This window comes from Agromyces sp. PvR057 (assembly GCF_040547485.1).
Taxonomy (GTDB): Bacteria; Actinomycetota; Actinomycetes; order Actinomycetales; family Microbacteriaceae; genus Agromyces.
Window position 1 is genome coordinate 288,648 of sequence record NZ_JBEPPT010000003.1, and the last position, 16,641, is coordinate 305,288.

The following is a 16,641-nucleotide window of genomic DNA, read 5'->3' on the forward strand; positions in this document are numbered from 1 at the left end:
AAGCGACCCGCATTCTCGCGACCGCGTGATCAGAAAGGCAACCATGTTCTCCTCCGAAGCCGAACTCGAGGCGCGACTCACTGCGCCGAGCGACGGGCTCGTCGCCGACCTCGCACGGGGGTCGGGTGATCTCGTCATCCTCGGCGCGGGGGGCAAGATGGGCCCCACCCTCTCCGTGCTCGCCCGCAAGGGCCTCGACGCGGCGGGGCGTGAGGGCGACCAGGTGTTCGCCGTCTCGCGATACTCGGACCCGGACGCGCGCGAGCGGCTCGAGGCATCCGGAGTCCGCACGATCGCCTTCGACCTGCTCGGCGACGACGACCTCGCGGGGCTGCCCGATGCGCCGAACGTGATCTTCATGGTCGGCGCGAAGTTCGGGGCGGCGACCAACGGCTCGTGGGCGTGGGAGGTCAACGCGGCGCTGCCCGATCGGGTCGCCCGGCGCTATCGCGACAGCGCGATCTCGGCCATGTCGACCGGCAACGTGTATCCGTTCGTGTCCGCCGCCAGCGGAGGCGCCGACGAGTCCGTGGCGCCCGCGCCGCTCGGCGAGTACGCCATGTCGTGCCTCGGCCGGGAGCGGGTCTTCGAGTTCGGCGCCGTGACCCGCGGAACCCCCGTGTCGATCGTGCGCCTGAACTACGCCGTCGACCTGCGCTACGGGGTTCTCGCGGACATCGGGTCGGCGGTCCTCGCCGGCGATCCCGTCTCCGTGGCGACCGGCAACGTCAACGTCGTCTGGCAGGGGTACGCCAACGAGGTCGTGCTCCGTTCGCTCGGTCACGCGTCGAACGAGGTCTTCACGCTCAATCTCACGGGGCCGGAGACCCTGAGCGTCGAGAAGATCGCACGCCGCTTCGCCGCAGTGCTCGGTCGTGAGCTCGAGCTCGTCGACGAGCCGGCCCCCACGGCGCTCCTGAACGACGCGGCGCGCTCGTTCGAGCTCTTCGGCTACCCGGATGTCTCGGCGAACACCCTCATCGAGTGGCAGGCGGAGTGGCTGCGCCAGGGTCTGCCCACCTCTGGCAAGCCCACGAAGTGGGCCGTTCGGGACGGCAGGTTCTGATGACCGCCGCCCTTCCTGCCGAACTCGCGGCGCTCCTCCGCCGCGGAACCGTGATTCCGGCCCATCCCCTCGCGCTCGACGCCGATCGACGGCTCGACGAGCGTCGCCAGCGCGCGCTCACCAGGTACTACGCCGACGCGGGCGCCGGAGGCGTGGCCGTTGCGGTGCACACCACGCAGTTCGAGATCAGGGAGCCGCAGCACGGGCTCTTCGAGCCGGTGCTCGCGCTCGCGGCCGATGTGCTCGACCGGGAGATCTCGCGGCCGATGCTGCGTGTCGCGGGCGTGGTCGGTCCGACCGCGCAGGCCGTCGCCGAAGCCGAGATCGCTCGTGGACTGGGCTACCACGCCGCGCTCGTCAGCCCACGGTTGCCCGGCGCGACCGAGGCGGAGCTCCTCGAGCGCGCTCGCGCCGTGGGCGAGGTGCTGCCCGTCATCGGCTTCTACCTGCAGTCGGCGATCGGGGGACCAGTGCTCTCGCGCGAGTTCTGGCGCGCCTTCGCTGACATCGAGGCGGTCGTCGCCGTGAAGGCCGCACCGTTCGATCGGTATCGCACGCTGGAGCTCGTGCGCGGCGTCGCCGAGTCCTCCCGCGCCGGCGACGTCGCGCTCTACACCGGCAACGATGACGCGATCGTCGCCGACCTGCTCGGCGAGTACCACCTGGTTCCGGAGGCGGCGCCGATGCGGTTCGTCGGCGGCCTGCTCGGTCAATGGGCCGTCGGCACGAGGGCCGCCGTCGGGCTGCTCGAACTCGCGCATCGCGCACGTGCCGGCGACGACGAGGCCAGGAGCAGACTGGTCGGCATGGCGAACGACCTCACCGATTTCAATGCGGCCGTGTTCGACCCGTCTCACGACTTCCGCGGCGTGATCGCCGGCGTGCACGAGGTGCTTCGACAGCAGGGCCTGTTCGAGGGCACGTGGTGCCTCGATCCCGCCGAGTCGCTCTCGCCGGGCCAGTCGCACGAGATCGAACTCGCTCGGGCTCGATACCCGTACCTGAGCGACGACGCATTCGTGGCCGAGCATCGGGACGCATGGCTGTCGTGACGCCTCGCGTGCTCGCGGTGGTCGGCGAGGGGCTCCGTCGGGAGTTCTTCGCCGCGGCGTCGCGGGCCGCGTTGGATGCGCGGGGAACGGTGTTCGTCTCGACGCTCGAGGAAGCCCTCGGCTCCTCGATCGATGCCGCCTCGATCGAGGTGCTCATCACGAGTTGGGGGCTCGGCCCGCTCGATGCGGCCGCGCTCGACCGTCTGCCCGCGCTGCGGCTCGTCGCCCACACCGGTGCGAGCGTGAAGCCCTTCGCGACCGACGAGCTGTTCGCCCGTGGCATCCGCGTCACGCAGGCGGGCGCCGCGATGGCGCGCTCGGTCGCCGAGGTCGCGCTCGGCTTCACGTTGTCGCTGCTGCATCGGATGCCGCAGTTCGACCATGCCATGCACGCGGGTGCCGACTGGGCCGTGGCCGAGCGCGCGCCGGCCCAGCACGAACTGCTCGACGCGCCGATCGGCGTGATCGGCGCGTCGCGCACGGGCCGCGCCTACCTGGATCTCGTCCGGCTCCTCGGGGGGCGGGTGCTGCTGGCCGACCCCACGCTCGACGAGGCCGGAGCACGGCGGCTCGGTGCGGAGCACGTCTCGCTCGAAGATCTGCTGCGGCGATCGCGCATCGTCGCGCTGCACGCCCCGTCACTGCCGGAGACCCGGCACCTGCTGGGTGCGCGCGAGTTCGCCGCGATGCCGGACGGTGCGGGGTTCGTCAATACGGCGCGCTCCTGGATGGTCGATGAGGCGGCGCTCGTCGCGGAGCTCCGCACCGGCCGCATCGACGCTGCGATCGACGTGTTCGATGACGAGCCGCTGCCGGTCGCGCACCCGTTCCGCGCGCTGCCGAACGTGCTCCTCACGCCGCACAAGGCCGCGGGCACCCGGGAGGGTCGGCTTCGGCAAGGGGCGCTGGTGGTCGACGAGGTCGAACGTCTCCTCGACGGGCTTCCACTGCGGCACGCGGTGACGGCGACCGATCTCGACCGCATGGCATGAGGGTCGTCTTCGCCGGTGCGGCCCATTCCCACCCGTTCAGCGACGCCCGGAACCTTCGCGAGCTCGGTGCGGAGATCTCCGGCGTGTGGGACCTCGACGACCACGCGCTCGCCGCAGAGTTCGCCCGCGAGTTCTCCGTGCCGGTCGCGCGCGACCTGGGGTCGCTGCTCGACACGCAGCCCGATCTCGTGATCGCGACCCCGCGCACCCCGCGGGTCGCCGAGGTCGTGGAGGTCCTCGCGAGCAGCACGGTGCCGTTCTTCGTCAACAAGGTCGCGGCCGCGTCGCACGTCCAGCTCGGTGCGCTCGACGCGGTGATGCCCGCGGCACGGGGGTTCACGAGTTCGGTGCTGCGGTTCGCGCCGCGCCTGATGGGCCTCGCTTCGCGCCTGGCGGGCGAGGAGGTGCTGGCCGTCCGCGTGCGCGCCCAGCACGATCTCATGGGATTCACGACCGCCCCGCGCGCGTGGCAGGACGATCCGAAGGGGGCCGGCGGCACGCTCGTGAACATCGGGGTGCACGCCTGGGAGATGCTCGACGTGCTGCTCGACGACGAGATCGTCCTCGACGCGGGGGTGACGCGTCGCAGACCCGGCAGCCCGACCAGGTCGGAGGACATCGCGATCGTGCACGGTGCAACCACGGGCGGGGTGCCGGTGGTCGCCGAGATCTCCGGCCTGCCCGGCCCCGACTCCTATGCCGTGTCGGTGATGATCGGTTCCGGCACGGTCGAGGCGGAGCTCACGGTCGGGGACCTCGCCACCCAGCTCGGCTACCGCGGCCTCGCGGCGCGCGTCCTCGCCCTCGCGGCCGGGGACGAGGTCGCGGTGCCGTGGCACCGATCACGACGTGTGCTCGCGACCACGATCCGCGCGGCGGAGCTCGCACGGGGTGCGGCAGCGTGAGCGCCGCGGAGCTCCGCCGCGCGAGGATCGGCGACGAGCCGGGTCTCGCGGCGCTCTGGGCACAGGCGTTCGACGCGCCGATCATGCTGCCGCAGTGGTCGCTCGACCCCGATCGGCACGCTCGAACGATCGTCGCGGTGCGCGACGGTGAGGTCGTCGGCAGCGTCTACGGGCTCGCGCAGCAGCTCCGTGCCGTCGGCGGCGCCGTGCACCGAGTGCTCGGCATCGCGGATGTCGCGGTCGCGCCTTCCGCTCGCGGTCTCGGTCTGGCCCGCTCGATGATGGACCGCATCGCGGCGGATGCGCTCGACGCCGGCGTGCATTGGGCCCTGCTCTTCACGGGAACGCCCGGCGTGTATCGCGGGGCGGGCTACACGCGGTTCTCCCAGCGGCGGTTGCGGCGTGGGACGGTCGCACCATCGTCTCCGTATGCTCGCACGCCCGGGGTGGAGACGGAGCCCGTCGTCACCGCCGACCTGGCCGAACTGGGGCCGATGCACGAGCACGTGAGCGCGCGGCATCCGATGAGCGCCCTGCGTTCCGACCTGGGGTGGCGACGGGCTCGCCTGTGGTTCGAGGGCGCCGATCTCGTGACCGCGCGAGCGGCCGATGGTGCGATCCTCGCGTATGCCATCGTGCGGGCGTCGGCGGCGGATGCTCCGGCGTCGGTGCTCGAGGCGGGATGGGCGGGAGCAGGAGCCGGTGCGTCGGCCGACCTCGCCGCGGTGCTCGGTCGAGGCCTCGCGCGCCACTCGGGGGCGGTCGTCGAACTCGCGTTGCCCGATGCGCCGGAGGTGTCGGCAGCGCTCCACTCGGTCGTCCCCGCCGCCGAGTGGATCCCCGACGAGACGGCCATGTTCCGTCCGCTCGCGGTCGACCCGTCTGGAACCTGTCGGCATCCCGACGCCTTCCACTGGACCGGGGACTACCTGTGAGCCGAGCTCCGCACGGCCGCGCATGTGGACGTCCACCGCAGGCTACTGTATTTGCTATAGCAAATCGTCGATCTCGGTCAGTCAGCACGACCGAGCAGGAGGAGGCCGGCACGTGACCGTCATGGGAGAACGACTGCCCGCTCCGGCCTTCACCGGCCGCATCGGCGTCGCACGACGCGACGTCACGCCGCCCGTCGGCATCCGCGCCCGCAATTGGGGCCCTGCCGCTTGGAACGCGTCCGCCGGCAATCACCGTTCGATGACCCTCACGGCGGTCGCGATCGACGATGCCGAGGGTGCGCTGGTGATCATCGCGGTCGACGGCACCTGGTGGCGCCGGGTCGATGACGAGTGGCGCGTGCGCGGAGCGATCCTCGATGCACTCGACCTCGCGCCCGAACGACTGCTGTTCTCCCTCTCGCACACGCATGCCGGTCCGGTGCTCTGCACGGCCGACGCCGGTCTCGAAGGCGGCGAGCTGATTCCCGCCTACCTCGACCACCTCGCCGATGCGGGCATCGAGGCCGGGCGGGAGGCGCTCGGGGCTGCGGCATCCGCTCGCCTCGAGTGGGTCACGGGCCGATGCGCGCTGGCCGGCGATCGTGAGCTCGACATCGACGGCCGAGCGCTCGTCGGGCACAACCCCGAAGTGGTGGCCGACGACACGGTGCTCGTGGGGCGGCTGACCTCCGGAGACGAGGTGATCGGCACGATCGTGAACTACGCGTGCCATCCGACCACGCTCGCATGGCAGAACGAGCTCGTCTCTCCCGACTACGTCGGTGCGATGCGCGCGGTCGTCGAGGAGGCCACCGGCGCGCCGTGCGTGTTCCTGCAGGGCGCCTCCGGTGAGCTGGCACCCCGTCGGCAGTACACCGGTGACCTCGCGGCGGCGGATCGGCACGGAGCCTCGCTCGGACACGCGGTGCTCGCCGCCCTCGCCGGCATGCCGCCGATCGGCACCGAGCTCGAGCTGAGCGGCATCGTGGAGTCGGGCGCGCCGCTCGCGATGTGGCAGCCCGTCGCGGCCCACTCGAGTGGCGGAGCGGTGGCCCGCTCCGCCGCCGTCGAGCTCGAACTCGCCCAGCTCAAGACGCTCGACGAGCTCGCCGAGGAGTGGGCGGGCATCGATGCGCGCAGTCGCGGGGAGCGCCTCGGCCGGGCTCGCAACCTGCGCGACGGGTACATCGACGGACCGACCGTGCAGCATCCGGTCTGGGCGTGGCGCCTCGGCGACGGCGTCGTCGTCGCGCACCCCGGCGAGGCGTACTCGCGCCTGCAGACCACCCTGCGCAGCCGATTCCCGGGGGTGCCGATCACCGTCGTCAACCTCACCAACGGGCCGGGCTTCGTCTACCTGCCCACACGGGACGCCTACGAACGCGGCGCCTATCAGGCCTGGCAGACCCCCCTCGCCCCCGGATCGCTCGAGCGTCTCGAGGCGCACGCGGGCGCACTCGTCGCCGACCTGCTCGGCACGCCGAGGGCACTCGCCGAACACGCCATCTCCACCGCCATACCGACCGACCCCGACCCCGAGGAATCCGCATGACCGAACGCATCCAGACCGCCATCGTCACCGGAGGTGCCGCCGGCATCGGCTGGGACATCGCTCTTCGCCTGCTCGCCGACGGCTATCGCGTCATCGCCGCCGACCTCGTGCCCGGCCGCACGGCCGAGCAGCCCGACGTGCTCTGGCGCGAGCTCGACGTCACCGACCACGCCGCCGTGAGTCGGGTCTTCGACGGCATCGCCGAGGAGTTCGGCGGGCTCGACGTGCTCGTCAACAACGCGGGCATCCAACGCCACCGCGCGATCGAGGACCTCACATGGACCGAATGGTCGGCTGTCGTGAACGTCAACCTCAACGGCGTCTTCGCGTGCCTGCAGGCCGCCGGGCGCCACATGCTCCCCGCCGGTGGAGGCCGCATCGTCAACATCTCCTCGGTGTCGGCACGCGGCTCGGCCGGGCGGGCTCCGTACTCCACGACGAAGGCGGCCGTCATCGGGCTGACCTCGACCGCGGGCGCGGAGTGGGCGGCGCGCGGCGTGCGGGTCAACGCGGTCGCGCCCGGATACGTCGACACGGGCGTGTTCCGCCAGGGCATCGAGGCGGGCACGCTCAGCCTCGACACGATCCTCGAGCGCATCCCGGCGAAGCGGCTCGCCCAGGCGAGTGAGGTCGCGGCTGCGGTGAGCTTCCTCGTCTCCGACCAGGCGAGCTACATGAACGGCCAGACGCTCTACGTCGACGGCGGCTTCATGGTCGACTACGGCATCCCGCTCGCGAAGAAGCCGGAATGACCGCGACCGCCGCCGGTGCCTCGGTCTCCTCGATCGACACGATCACGGCGGCCCTGCCGTTGCCGGAGCCGCTGCGACTCGGCGCGATGACGGTGCACCGACGCGAGTACGCGGCCGTGCGCGTCGCGGTCGGCGACGGGAGTCACGGCCTCGCGTACTGCCTCACGCGGGAGGCTCCGATGGCCGAGATCGTCGAGCGACTCGTGGCGCCCCACGCGATCGGAGCGGATGCCGCGGACGTGCCGGCCGTCTGGGAGCGGATGCTGCGCGGCAGCGCGATCGTCGGTCGCGTCGGGCTCGTCCGCCGCGCGATCGGCCTCGTCGACATCGCCCTGTGGGATGCTGCGGCTCGCCGAGCCGGCCGACCGCTCTGGGAAGTGCTCGGTACGGGTGATGCGCCGCGCGAGACGATGCTCGTCGCCGCATACCCCCGGCCCGGGCGCAGCGTGGCGGACGTCGTCGACGAGGTCGTGACGCAGGCGCGCGAGGGGTGGTCCCTGGTCAAGATCTCACGGTCGCCCGACCCCGCATTCATGCGCGAGCTGCTCGCCGTGCTGAACGCCGAACTGCCGGCGTCGACCGGCCTGGTCGTCGACGTCGGGTTCGGCTGGCGCGACGCCGATGACGCGCTCGCCGAGCTCCGCCAGTGGGGCGAGCCTCGCCTCGCATGGCTCGAGGACCCGCTGCTCCCCGAGGACGTGGCCGGCTGCGCTCGCATCCGGCGCGAGTCGGGGTGGCCGGTCTCGGTCGGCGACGAGGTCACAGACCCTGCCGTCCTGCGCGCGCTGGTCGAGGCCGATGCGGTGGACGTGCTCCGAATCGACGCGGTCGCGGTCGGCGGCATCACGCCGACGCTCGAGCTCATCGCGTGGGCCGAGGAACGGGGCACCCCCGTCTCGGGTCACGTGTATCCCGAGGTGACCGCGCACCTCGGCATCGGGGTGGAGACCTTCAACCGGGCGGGCAATCCGTACGATCCGGCGTCGACGTTCATCGTCGGCGGGCCGTCGTTCGATGGGGGCCGGGCGGTGCCCGGTCGAGAGCCGGGCCTCGGCTTCTCGTTCGATCCCGCCGTGTTCGACTTCGCGGCACACTGAGTCGCAGGAATGGAGGCAGGCATGGAACGCAGTGTCGTCGTCACCGGCAGCGGAAAGGGCATCGGCCGAGCGATCGCCGAACGTCTCACGAGCGATGGCTGGATCGTCGTGGGCATCGAGCGCACCCCGGGCTCGGGCACCCTCGAGGCGGGCACCTGCCGCGCCGTGGTGCAGGGCGACACCGCCGACCGCGGCGTGCACGACGAGGCGGCCCGGGTCGCTCGTGGCCTGGCCCCCCTCGGCGGGTGGGTGAACAACGCCGGCATCACCAAGCGCACGCCGCTGCACGAACTCGACGAGGCGATCGTCCGTCAGGTCGTCGACACCAACGGCCTCGGCTACCTCTGGGGCGCCGCCGCGGCGGTCAACGCCTTCATCGCGCAGACGAGCGGAGGATCGATCGTGAACGTCGGATCGATCCACGGCCGCGCGAGTTTCGCCGACCATGCCGCGTACGAGTTCACGAAGGGCGGCATCGACGCCCTCTCCCGGAGCATCGCGGTCACGTACGGCCCGCTCGGCATCCGCGCCAACACCGTTGCGCCCGGCGGGGTGCGCACGCCCCACCTCGAGGCGCAGATCGCCTCGGCCGCCGATCCCGCGGCCGAGGAGCGCGCGCTCGCCGAGGGTCCGCCGATGCGCCGCATCGCGGAGGCGGGCGAGGTCGCGGCGCTCACCGCCTTCCTGCTGGGCGACGAGGCCGCCTACGTCAGCGGACAGTCGATCGCGGTCGACGGCGCATGGACCTCGTCGTTCGGGGACCCCAGCCTCGACCCGTCGCTCGGCGCTCGGTACGGCATCGCGCCATGACGGGCGGCCGTGGCATCCGTCCGGCTGAGGAGGAGCCGGAGAACGCGTCAGCCCTTCAACATCGACGCGCGTGCGATACGGCCGTTCACGACATCGAAGGTGGCGATCGTCTCGGTCGGGATTCCGGCATTGACGACCTGTTCGCGAGCGACCACCCATCGATCTCCGAAGAGCACCGTCTCCTCGATGACGCAGCTGAGGTCGGGATTCGCGAGTCGCGGGCCGTAGAAGGCTCGGAGCTCGTCGCTGCCGACGATCGCCGACGGTGAGACGCCGGTCACGACGGCATCGTCGGCGTAGGTCGCCGCGAACGCGTCGAGGTCTCCGGCGTTGAAGGCGTCGAGCTGCGCCTCCACGGTGGCGAGTGCGGTGCGGTGGTCAGTCAATGCGAACGCCTCCGTTGACGTCGTAGGTGGCACCGGTCACGAAGCCGGCTCGCGGTGAGATGAGCGAGGCGATCGTCCATGCGACCTGATCGGGTTCGCCGAACGCGCCCAGCGGAATCCCGGCACTCAGCGCCGCGCGGCCGTCGTCGCTCAACTGGTCGGTGATGGCGCTCGCCACGGGACCGGGGGTCACCGCGTTGACGCGGATGCCCTCGGCGGCGAGGTGGCGGGCGAAGCTGCGGGTGATCGCGAGGATCGCGCCCTTGCTCGCGGCGTAGTGCATGCCCGTCTGGAGCGCGCCGACCTGGCCCGCGATGGACGACAGGTTCACGATCGATCGATCGCCCTCCGCCGCACGAAGCAGGGGCAGGCTCGCGCGTGAGAGCAGGAACGTGCCGCGCCCGTTCGTCTCCATCACGGCGTCCCACTCGTCGATGTCGATGTCGTCGAAGTGGCGATACGGGCAGACGCCGCCGTTGTTGACGAGGGCATGCAGCTCGCCCCATTCGCGCGTCACCTCGGCGACGAGAGTGTCGATCGAGGCCGGGTCGCGCAGGTCGAGGCGCGAGAGGCGCACATCGGATGCCCCGGCCCGCCGGCACTCGTCGGCGACCCGGGCGCCGGCATCGGCGCCTCCGGCGTAGGTGAGCCAGACCGAGTAGCCCTGCGCGGCGAGCTCGATCGCGGTGGCGGCGCCGATGCCGGAGCTCGCCCCGGTGATGAGTGCGCGTCGAAGAGTCATGGCCTAAACGCTATAGCAATATCCCTGCGGGGAGGGTTCGGACCGTGAACCGACTCGCCAAAGAATGCTAGATGCTATAGCGTTTGCTGCATGCGATCCGACCATGTCCTCGTCACCGACTGCGATCTGCCCGGCGCGTCCGTGGAGCAGACGCTGGAAGCTGCGGGCCTCGTCGCCACCCGGTCGCCGCACCCCGACCCCGAAGCGATCGTCTCCGCTGGAGCCGACGCCACCGCCCTCGTCGTGCAGTGGGCCCCGATCACCGGCGAACTGCTCGACCGCATGCCGAACGTCCGATTCATCAGCAGGCTCGGAATCGGCTACGACATGATCGATGTCGCCGCCGCCACAGAGCGCGGCATCGCCGTCGCGAACACCCCGAGCTACTGCATCGAGGAGGTCGCGACCCACACGCTCGCGATGCTGCTCGGGCAGGCCAGGGGACTCGCCGCCTACGATCGGCGCGTGCGATCCGGCGCATGGTCGGCCGTCACGGCGCGGCCCATGGCGACCAGGCCGTCGACCTCGACCGTCTCGGTGATCGGATTCGGACGGATCGGCTCGCTCGTGGCCGCCGGATGCGCGGCACTGGGCTTCCGAGTGCTCGTCGCCGACCCGTACGCCGGCGACGACCTCATCACTGCGGCCGGACACACACCGGTCGGGCTCGCCGATGCCATCGCCGAGGCAGACCTGCTCACCCTGCACGCGCCGCTCACCGCGGAGACCACCCACCTGCTCGACGCGGCATCCATCGCGACCATGAAGGCCGGCGCCGTCATCGTCAACACCTGTCGAGGGCCGTTGATCGATGAGGAGGCGCTCGCCGATGCGATCGAGTCCGGGCACCTCGGGGGTGCCGCGCTCGACGTCTTCGCGTTCGAGCCGCTGCCGGCCGACAGTCGCCTGCGCGCGTTCGATTCCGTGATGCTGACGCCCCACGCGGCATGGTTCTCGCCCGCGGCGCTCATCGATCTCCCAGTGCACGCGGCGACCAACGTGATCGATTTCCTGGCAGGGCGCCGGGTCGGCTCCATCGTGAACCCCGAGGTGTTGCTCGGACGGCCCGTGCGCTGACCGCCGCTCACCGCATGCGCACGCGAAGGCGCCGCGCACCGCATCCGCCGCAACTCGCGGTGTCCCGAGAGGAGACCACATGGAACTGCTACGCCTCGGCGCCGAGGGGGCCGAACGGCCCTGCGTGCGCGAGCACGGTCGCGTCTTCGGGCTCGATGGCCTGACGCATGATCTCGACGGTGCGTTCCTGGCCGCCGACGGCATCGAGCGGGTGCGGGCCGCGCTCGCCGCCGGGACCCTGCCGGAGGTCGAGGGCTGGAGCGGCCTCCGGATCGGTCCGCCGGTCGCCAGACCGGGTGCGGTCATCTGCATCGGCATGAACTACGCGGCCCATGCCGCAGAGGGCGGCTCGCAGCCGCCGACCGAGCCGGTCGTCTTCTTCAAGCATCCGAACACGGTCGTCGGGCCGTATGACACGGTGCTGCTGCCACCCGGCGCCGTGCGGACGGACTGGGAGGTGGAGCTCGCCCTCGTCATCGGGCGCCGCGCGCGTTATCTCGAGTCGGTGGAGGAGGGGCGGGCCTGCATCGCCGGCTACACCATCTCGAACGACGTCTCCGAGCGCGATGCGCAGCTCGTCGTCTCCGGGGGGCAGTGGTCGAAGGGCAAGTGCTCCGAGACGTTCAACCCGCTCGGGCCGGCGCTCGTGCCCGCCGACGAGCTCGACGAACGATCGCTGCGGCTCGGCTCCTCGGTCAACGGCAACGTGCGGCAGGACTCGACAACGGCGGACATGATCTTCGATGCCGGCACGATCGTCTGGGAGCTCAGCCAGTACATGGTGCTCGAGCCCGGCGACCTCGTGAACACGGGGACGCCCGAGGGAGTGGCGCTGTCAGGACGGTTCCCGTATCTCGCCGACGGCGACGAGATGACGATGTGGATCGACGGTCTCGGCGAGCAGACCCAGGCGGTGCGGCGCGCTCGCCGCTGACTCCTGAGCCGGGCCCGACCCTGCCTGCCCTGCCCGGCTCAGGTCATCACGTCTGCGCCCATGCGGTTCGCTCCGGCACGGATCGGACGTCCCGGTCAGCCCGCGAACGGAACCACGGGGACGCCGCGGACCCCCACCTCGGCGACGAACACCGATCCGGCCTCGGGCTGCTCGTGATCGGAGAGGTCCTGGCGGGACGTCGTGATGTACAGCTGGTCGAGGTCGTCGCCGCCGAACGTGCAGGCGCTGACCTGCGTGGCCGGAAGCTCGATCGACGCGATCTGCGTGCCGTCGACGTCGAAGCCCCGCACGACCGAAGCCCCCCAATACGCGACCCAGACGCTGCCGTCTGCGGCGACCGTGAGGCCATCGGGCATGCCGTCGACGGCCTCGGTCACGACGAACGGGCGCCGATGCGCGAGCTCGCCATCGACGAGGTCGAAGCGATCGACCCGTCCGGTCGCGGTGTCGGCGTAGTACGCCCGAGCGCCGTCGGGGGAGAACGCGAGCCCGTTCGAGATGGTGACGTCCGCCAGCACGCGGCGCCGGCCCAACTCGGCGTCGATGCGGAAGAGGGCGCCCGCGCCCGGCGTCGCGTCGTAGGCCATCGAGCCGACGTAGAGGCGTCCGGTCGCGTCGGTCGCGCCGTCGTTCGCACGCACGCCGGAGTCGCCCCAGAGCTCGATCGCGCGATCGGGCGCCTCGTCGACGTGGTCGCTGAGCGCGATGCCCCGCTCGATCGCGACGACGTAGCCGCCCGAGGCGCGAGGTCGCACGAAGGCCGCGACCGGCGAACCCGTCGCGAGTCGTTGAACCCCGTCATCCCTGATGGTCAACAGGTCGCCCGCCGAGAGGTCGACGTACCGGAGGCCGCCCCATCCTGGCCACCAGACCGGACCCTCGGCGTGGTGCGCGATCGGGCCGGTCGCGTTCTGCGCACGCATCAGAACAGGCGCGAGTCGCTGTCGTCGAGTCCGCGCATCGCGTCGTAGTCGAGCACGACGCAGCGGATGCCGCGGTCCTCGGCGAGCGTGCGCGCCTGCGGCTTGATCTCCTGGGCTGCGAACACGCCGGTGACGGGCGCGAGCAGCGGGTCTCGGTTCATGAGCTCGAGGTAGCGCGTGAGCTGCTCGACGCCGTCGATGTCGCCGCGGCGCTTGAGCTCGACCGCGACCGAGCCGCCCGAGGCATCCGTCGCCAGGATGTCGACCGGGCCGATGGCCGTCATGTACTCGCGGCGCACGAGCCGGTGGCCGTCGCCGAGGAGCTCGATCTGCTCGGCGAGCAGCTTCTGCAGGTGCGCCTCGACGCCGTCCTTCTGCAGGCCGGGGTCGATGCCGAGCTCGTGGGTCGAGTCGTGCAGCACCTCGTGGATCGACACGATGAGCTGGTCGGCCGTCTTCCTGTGCGTGACCTTCCAGACTTCGACGACGCCGGCGGCGGCCTGCGCCTCATCGGGCGAGACGGTCTCGAGCACGCACGGCGGGCTCATCCAGTTGAGCGGCTTGTAGCTGCCGCCGTCGGAGTGCACGAGCAGCGAGCCGTCGCCCTTGACCATGAGCAGGCGCTGGGCGAGTGGGAGATGGGCCGAGAGCCGCCCCGCGTAGTCGACGGAGCAGCGGGCGATGACGAGACGCACCCGTCGAGTTTAGGCGTCGGATGCCGCGGCGGAGGCCCCGCCAGAGGTGCCCGTCGCGTCGGGGTGCTCCTCGACGCCCGTCGCACCCGGCTTGTTCGACCGCTCGCGCGCCGCGGGCGCCGCGAGTCCGGCGATCACCATGAGCACGAGGATCACGAGCAGTGCGTTCAGCAGCCCGAACTGCTCGCCGAGGAACCCGATGAACGGCGGGCCGACGAGGAACGCGCAGTAGCCGATGATCGCGACGGCGCTCACGCGGGCCGCGGCCTGGGCGCGGTCGGGAACGTCGGCCGCGGCCGACATGCCGACCGGGAAGCCCATCGAGGCGCCGACGCCCCAGAACACGGTGCCGAGGATGATCACCCAGAGCTCGCTGCCGAAGATGAACATGCTGAGGCCGAGCACGCCCGTCGCGGCGAGCACGCGCAGCGTGAGCACGCGCCCGAAGCGGTCGATGAGCGGCCCGCCGAGCACGCGCGCGGTGGTCATCGACACGGCGAAGACCGTGAAGACGGCGGCGCCTGCCGCGGGCTCGAGGCCGTGGCCGTCGACGGCCGCGAGGGTGAGCCAGTCGTTCGCCGATCCCTCGGCGAACGACATGCCGAGCATGATGACGCCGATGAGGAGCAGCTGCACGTCGCCCCACACCTTCAGGCTGTCGCGGAGTCGCTCGGTCCACGGGCGGGCCGGTGCGGCATCCGCTCGTCCTGCGGCGTCGGCGGCGACGTCGGCCGGGTCGCCGAGTTCGGTGCGATGCGGCACGAATCGCACCGCGATCACGGCGCCGACCGCGATGAGGGCGGCGATGACGCCGAGGTGGGCGAACACGACGACGTCGAGGGCGGCTGCGGCGGCGGCGATGCCGGCACCGGCGACCGTGCCGAAGGAGAAGAACGCGTGCATGAGCGGCATGACCGTGCGGCCGATCTCACGCTCGGCCTCTGCGCCCTCGACGTTCATCATGACGTCGACCGCGCCGTTGCCGAACCCGGCGAAGGCGAGGCCGATCGCGATCATCGGCACCGAGGGGGCGAGCGATCCGCCGATGCCGATGAGCACGAGGCCCGTCGAGACGGCGATGAGCGTGCCGGCCATGCCGATGCGGGCGCCGAAGCGGGCCATGAGCGGGGGCGCGGCGATGAGGCCGATGACCGAGGCGATCGAGCCCGAGAGGATCACCAGCCCGACGCCCTGCGTGCTGAGCCCGGTCTCGTCGCGCACCTCCGGAAGTCGCGCGACCCAGCTCGCGAGGCTCAGTCCCGAGAGGAAGAAGATCGCGAAGACGGCGTTGCGCCAGGCGGTGAGTCCTCGGCGGGTCGTGGTTGGTGCGCTCATGTGCTCGGCTTCATTGTCGGGGGCGGGATGCCGCGGGCGGCGTCGTCGGAACGGCCGCCGGGGTGGGTCGTGGCCGGTGAGGAATCGAATCGATTCGATAGCGACCTCCCGAAACCTTATCGACCGGGTCCGGCCGCCGCAACACGGGCCGTCCGGCCGCACGGTGCGGCTGCGGCGCCCTGACCTCTGACCCCGGCGGGCGCCCGGCCCGCCACCGTTCGACCGTGCCCGATACGATGGCTGTGCCATCCGGCGCACCCACCGGACCACTTCGCAGTGGCCGCCGCACCCAGCGGCCCTGCACCGAACAACGAGGTTTCGATGAAGGCCCTCTTCAAGCGCGCACCCGGCGCAGGTTTCGAGTACACCGACCGACCTGAGCCCGTTCCCGGCCCCGCCGACGTGAAGATCCGGGTGCTCCGCACCGGCATCTGCGGCACAGACCTGCACATCGAGGCGTGGGACGACTGGGCCGCGTCGAACATCGCCACCCCGCTCGTGCCCGGGCACGAGTTCTTCGGCGAGGTCGTCGAGGTCGGCCCCCTCGTCCACGACATCTCGATCGGCGACACGGTCTCGGGCGAGGGCCACGTGGTCTGCGGCATGTGCCGCAACTGCCGCGCCGGGCGCCGGCAGATGTGCATCCGCACGCTCGGCGTCGGACTCCACCGCGACGGCGCGTTCGCCGAGTACATCGTGATCCCGGGCGAGAACGTCTGGGTGCATCACGCCCCCGTCGAGCCCGAGGTCGGCGCGATCTTCGACCCCTTCGGCAACGCCGTGCACACGGCCCTCGCGTTCTCCGTCGTCGGCGAGGACGTGCTCGTCACCGGGTGCGGCCCCATCGGCCTCATGTCGATCGCGGTCGCGCGCCACGTCGGCGCCCGCTTCATCGTGGCGACGGATGTCTCGCCGGCCCGCCTCGAGCTCGCCAGGTCGACGGGCGCCGACGCCGTCGTCGACGTCTCGCGCGAACGCGTCGCCGACGTGCAGGCCCGGCTCGGCATGCGCGAGGGCTTCGACGTCGGATTCGAGATGTCGGGCTCGCCGCGCGCACTGCCCGAGATGATCGAGAACATGAACCACGGCGGCCGCATCGCGATGCTGGGCCTGCCGAGCGAGCCCTACGCGATCGACTGGGGCAAGGTCGTCACGCACATGCTCACCGTGAAGGGCATCTACGGGCGCGAGATGTTCGAGACGTGGAACTCGATGAGCGCGATGCTGCAGACGAGTCCCGTGCTGGGCGAGCGCGTCGCGTCGATCATCTCGGAGCGGTACCCCGCCCGCGAATGGCGGGCGGCATTCGACACGGCCAGGTCGGCCGGCGTCGGCAAGGTCATCCTCGACTGGACGGAGGCGTAGGC

17 protein-coding genes are annotated in these 16,641 nt (G+C 71.5%); 12 read left to right on the top strand and 5 right to left on the bottom strand.

What is annotated here, in order from left to right:
• Positions 1 to 43: 43 nt before the first annotated feature.
• The 9 genes from ABIC29_RS13985 to ABIC29_RS14025 all read left to right on the top strand — a co-directional run bounded on the left by ABIC29_RS13985 (position 44) and on the right by ABIC29_RS14025 (position 9,161).
• A complete protein-coding gene (locus ABIC29_RS13985; protein WP_116080176.1) occupies positions 44 to 1,066 on the top strand; it encodes an NAD-dependent epimerase/dehydratase family protein in 1,023 nt (340 codons plus the stop codon).
• Positions 1,066 to 2,118, top strand: a complete 1,053-nt coding sequence (locus tag ABIC29_RS13990) for a dihydrodipicolinate synthase family protein (RefSeq protein ID WP_116080177.1) — start codon at positions 1,066 to 1,068, stop codon at positions 2,116 to 2,118. Before ABIC29_RS13985 ends, ABIC29_RS13990 begins: the two co-directional genes overlap by 1 nt.
• On the top strand, positions 2,106 to 3,110 hold the full coding sequence (locus ABIC29_RS13995) for a hydroxyacid dehydrogenase (RefSeq protein ID WP_354246248.1): 1,005 nt from the start codon (positions 2,106 to 2,108) through the stop codon (positions 3,108 to 3,110). The genes ABIC29_RS13990 and ABIC29_RS13995 overlap by 13 nt, the downstream gene beginning before the upstream one ends.
• On the top strand, positions 3,107 to 4,015 hold the full coding sequence (locus tag ABIC29_RS14000) for a Gfo/Idh/MocA family protein (protein ID WP_147309093.1): 909 nt from the start codon (positions 3,107 to 3,109) through the stop codon (positions 4,013 to 4,015). Before ABIC29_RS13995 ends, ABIC29_RS14000 begins: the two co-directional genes overlap by 4 nt.
• On the top strand, positions 4,012 to 4,950 hold the full coding sequence (locus tag ABIC29_RS14005; RefSeq protein ID WP_354246252.1) for a GNAT family N-acetyltransferase: 939 nt from the start codon (positions 4,012 to 4,014) through the stop codon (positions 4,948 to 4,950). The genes ABIC29_RS14000 and ABIC29_RS14005 overlap by 4 nt, the downstream gene beginning before the upstream one ends.
• 121 nt (positions 4,951 to 5,071) lie before the next feature.
• On the top strand, positions 5,072 to 6,502 hold the full coding sequence (locus tag ABIC29_RS14010; protein WP_354246514.1) for a hypothetical protein: 1,431 nt from the start codon (positions 5,072 to 5,074) through the stop codon (positions 6,500 to 6,502).
• Entirely contained in the window at positions 6,499 to 7,254 is a 756-nt protein-coding gene (locus ABIC29_RS14015; protein ID WP_116080180.1) for an SDR family NAD(P)-dependent oxidoreductase, read from the top strand. The genes ABIC29_RS14010 and ABIC29_RS14015 overlap by 4 nt, the downstream gene beginning before the upstream one ends.
• Positions 7,251 to 8,351 carry an enolase C-terminal domain-like protein gene (locus tag ABIC29_RS14020; RefSeq protein WP_354246255.1) on the top strand — a complete coding sequence of 367 codons (1,101 nt, stop codon included), beginning with the start codon at positions 7,251 to 7,253 and terminating at the stop codon, positions 8,349 to 8,351. Before ABIC29_RS14015 ends, ABIC29_RS14020 begins: the two co-directional genes overlap by 4 nt.
• A gap of 21 nt (positions 8,352 to 8,372) precedes the next feature.
• Positions 8,373 to 9,161 (top strand): SDR family NAD(P)-dependent oxidoreductase, encoded by a 789-nt coding sequence (locus ABIC29_RS14025; RefSeq protein WP_354246258.1) that lies wholly within the window; start codon positions 8,373 to 8,375, stop codon positions 9,159 to 9,161.
• Between the two features lie 47 nt (positions 9,162 to 9,208).
• Here ABIC29_RS14025 and ABIC29_RS14030 read toward each other — a convergent pair whose 3' ends face one another.
• Both ABIC29_RS14030 and ABIC29_RS14035 read right to left on the bottom strand, forming a co-directional pair.
• On the bottom strand, positions 9,209 to 9,547 hold the full coding sequence (locus ABIC29_RS14030; RefSeq protein WP_354246261.1) for a nuclear transport factor 2 family protein: 339 nt from the start codon (positions 9,545 to 9,547) through the stop codon (positions 9,209 to 9,211).
• Entirely contained in the window at positions 9,540 to 10,289 is a 750-nt protein-coding gene (locus ABIC29_RS14035; protein WP_354246264.1) for an SDR family NAD(P)-dependent oxidoreductase, read from the bottom strand. The genes ABIC29_RS14030 and ABIC29_RS14035 overlap by 8 nt, the downstream gene beginning before the upstream one ends.
• A gap of 90 nt (positions 10,290 to 10,379) precedes the next feature.
• On the opposite strand from ABIC29_RS14035, the gene ABIC29_RS14040 reads away from it, so the two are divergent.
• Complete coding sequence (locus ABIC29_RS14040) at positions 10,380 to 11,366, top strand: C-terminal binding protein (RefSeq protein WP_354246267.1); 987 nt, start codon at positions 10,380 to 10,382, stop codon at positions 11,364 to 11,366.
• A 79-nt stretch (positions 11,367 to 11,445) separates the two neighbouring features.
• The gene (locus tag ABIC29_RS14045; RefSeq protein ID WP_354246270.1) at positions 11,446 to 12,300 is read left to right on the top strand and encodes a fumarylacetoacetate hydrolase family protein; all 855 of its coding nucleotides are present in this window, start codon (positions 11,446 to 11,448) and stop codon (positions 12,298 to 12,300) included.
• Between the two features lie 95 nt (positions 12,301 to 12,395).
• On the opposite strand, the gene ABIC29_RS14050 is transcribed toward ABIC29_RS14045, so the two are convergent.
• Genes ABIC29_RS14050 through ABIC29_RS14060 form a run of 3 tightly spaced genes read right to left on the bottom strand, consistent with a single transcriptional unit; the run spans position 12,396 to position 15,274 of the window.
• The gene (locus ABIC29_RS14050; protein ID WP_354246273.1) at positions 12,396 to 13,244 is read right to left on the bottom strand and encodes an SMP-30/gluconolactonase/LRE family protein; all 849 of its coding nucleotides are present in this window, start codon (positions 13,242 to 13,244) and stop codon (positions 12,396 to 12,398) included.
• Positions 13,244 to 13,939 carry an endonuclease NucS gene (gene nucS, locus ABIC29_RS14055; protein ID WP_354246276.1) on the bottom strand — a complete coding sequence of 232 codons (696 nt, stop codon included), beginning with the start codon at positions 13,937 to 13,939 and terminating at the stop codon, positions 13,244 to 13,246. Before nucS ends, ABIC29_RS14050 begins: the two co-directional genes overlap by 1 nt.
• A 9-nt stretch (positions 13,940 to 13,948) precedes the next feature.
• Positions 13,949 to 15,274: an MFS transporter gene (locus tag ABIC29_RS14060; RefSeq protein WP_116080197.1), complete on the bottom strand. Its 1,326-nt coding sequence runs from the start codon at positions 15,272 to 15,274 to the stop codon at positions 13,949 to 13,951.
• Between the two features lie 321 nt (positions 15,275 to 15,595).
• Between ABIC29_RS14060 and tdh the strand changes: the two genes are divergently transcribed.
• Entirely contained in the window at positions 15,596 to 16,639 is a 1,044-nt protein-coding gene (gene tdh / locus ABIC29_RS14065) for an L-threonine 3-dehydrogenase (protein WP_354246280.1), read from the top strand.
• Positions 16,640 to 16,641 lie beyond the last annotated feature (2 nt).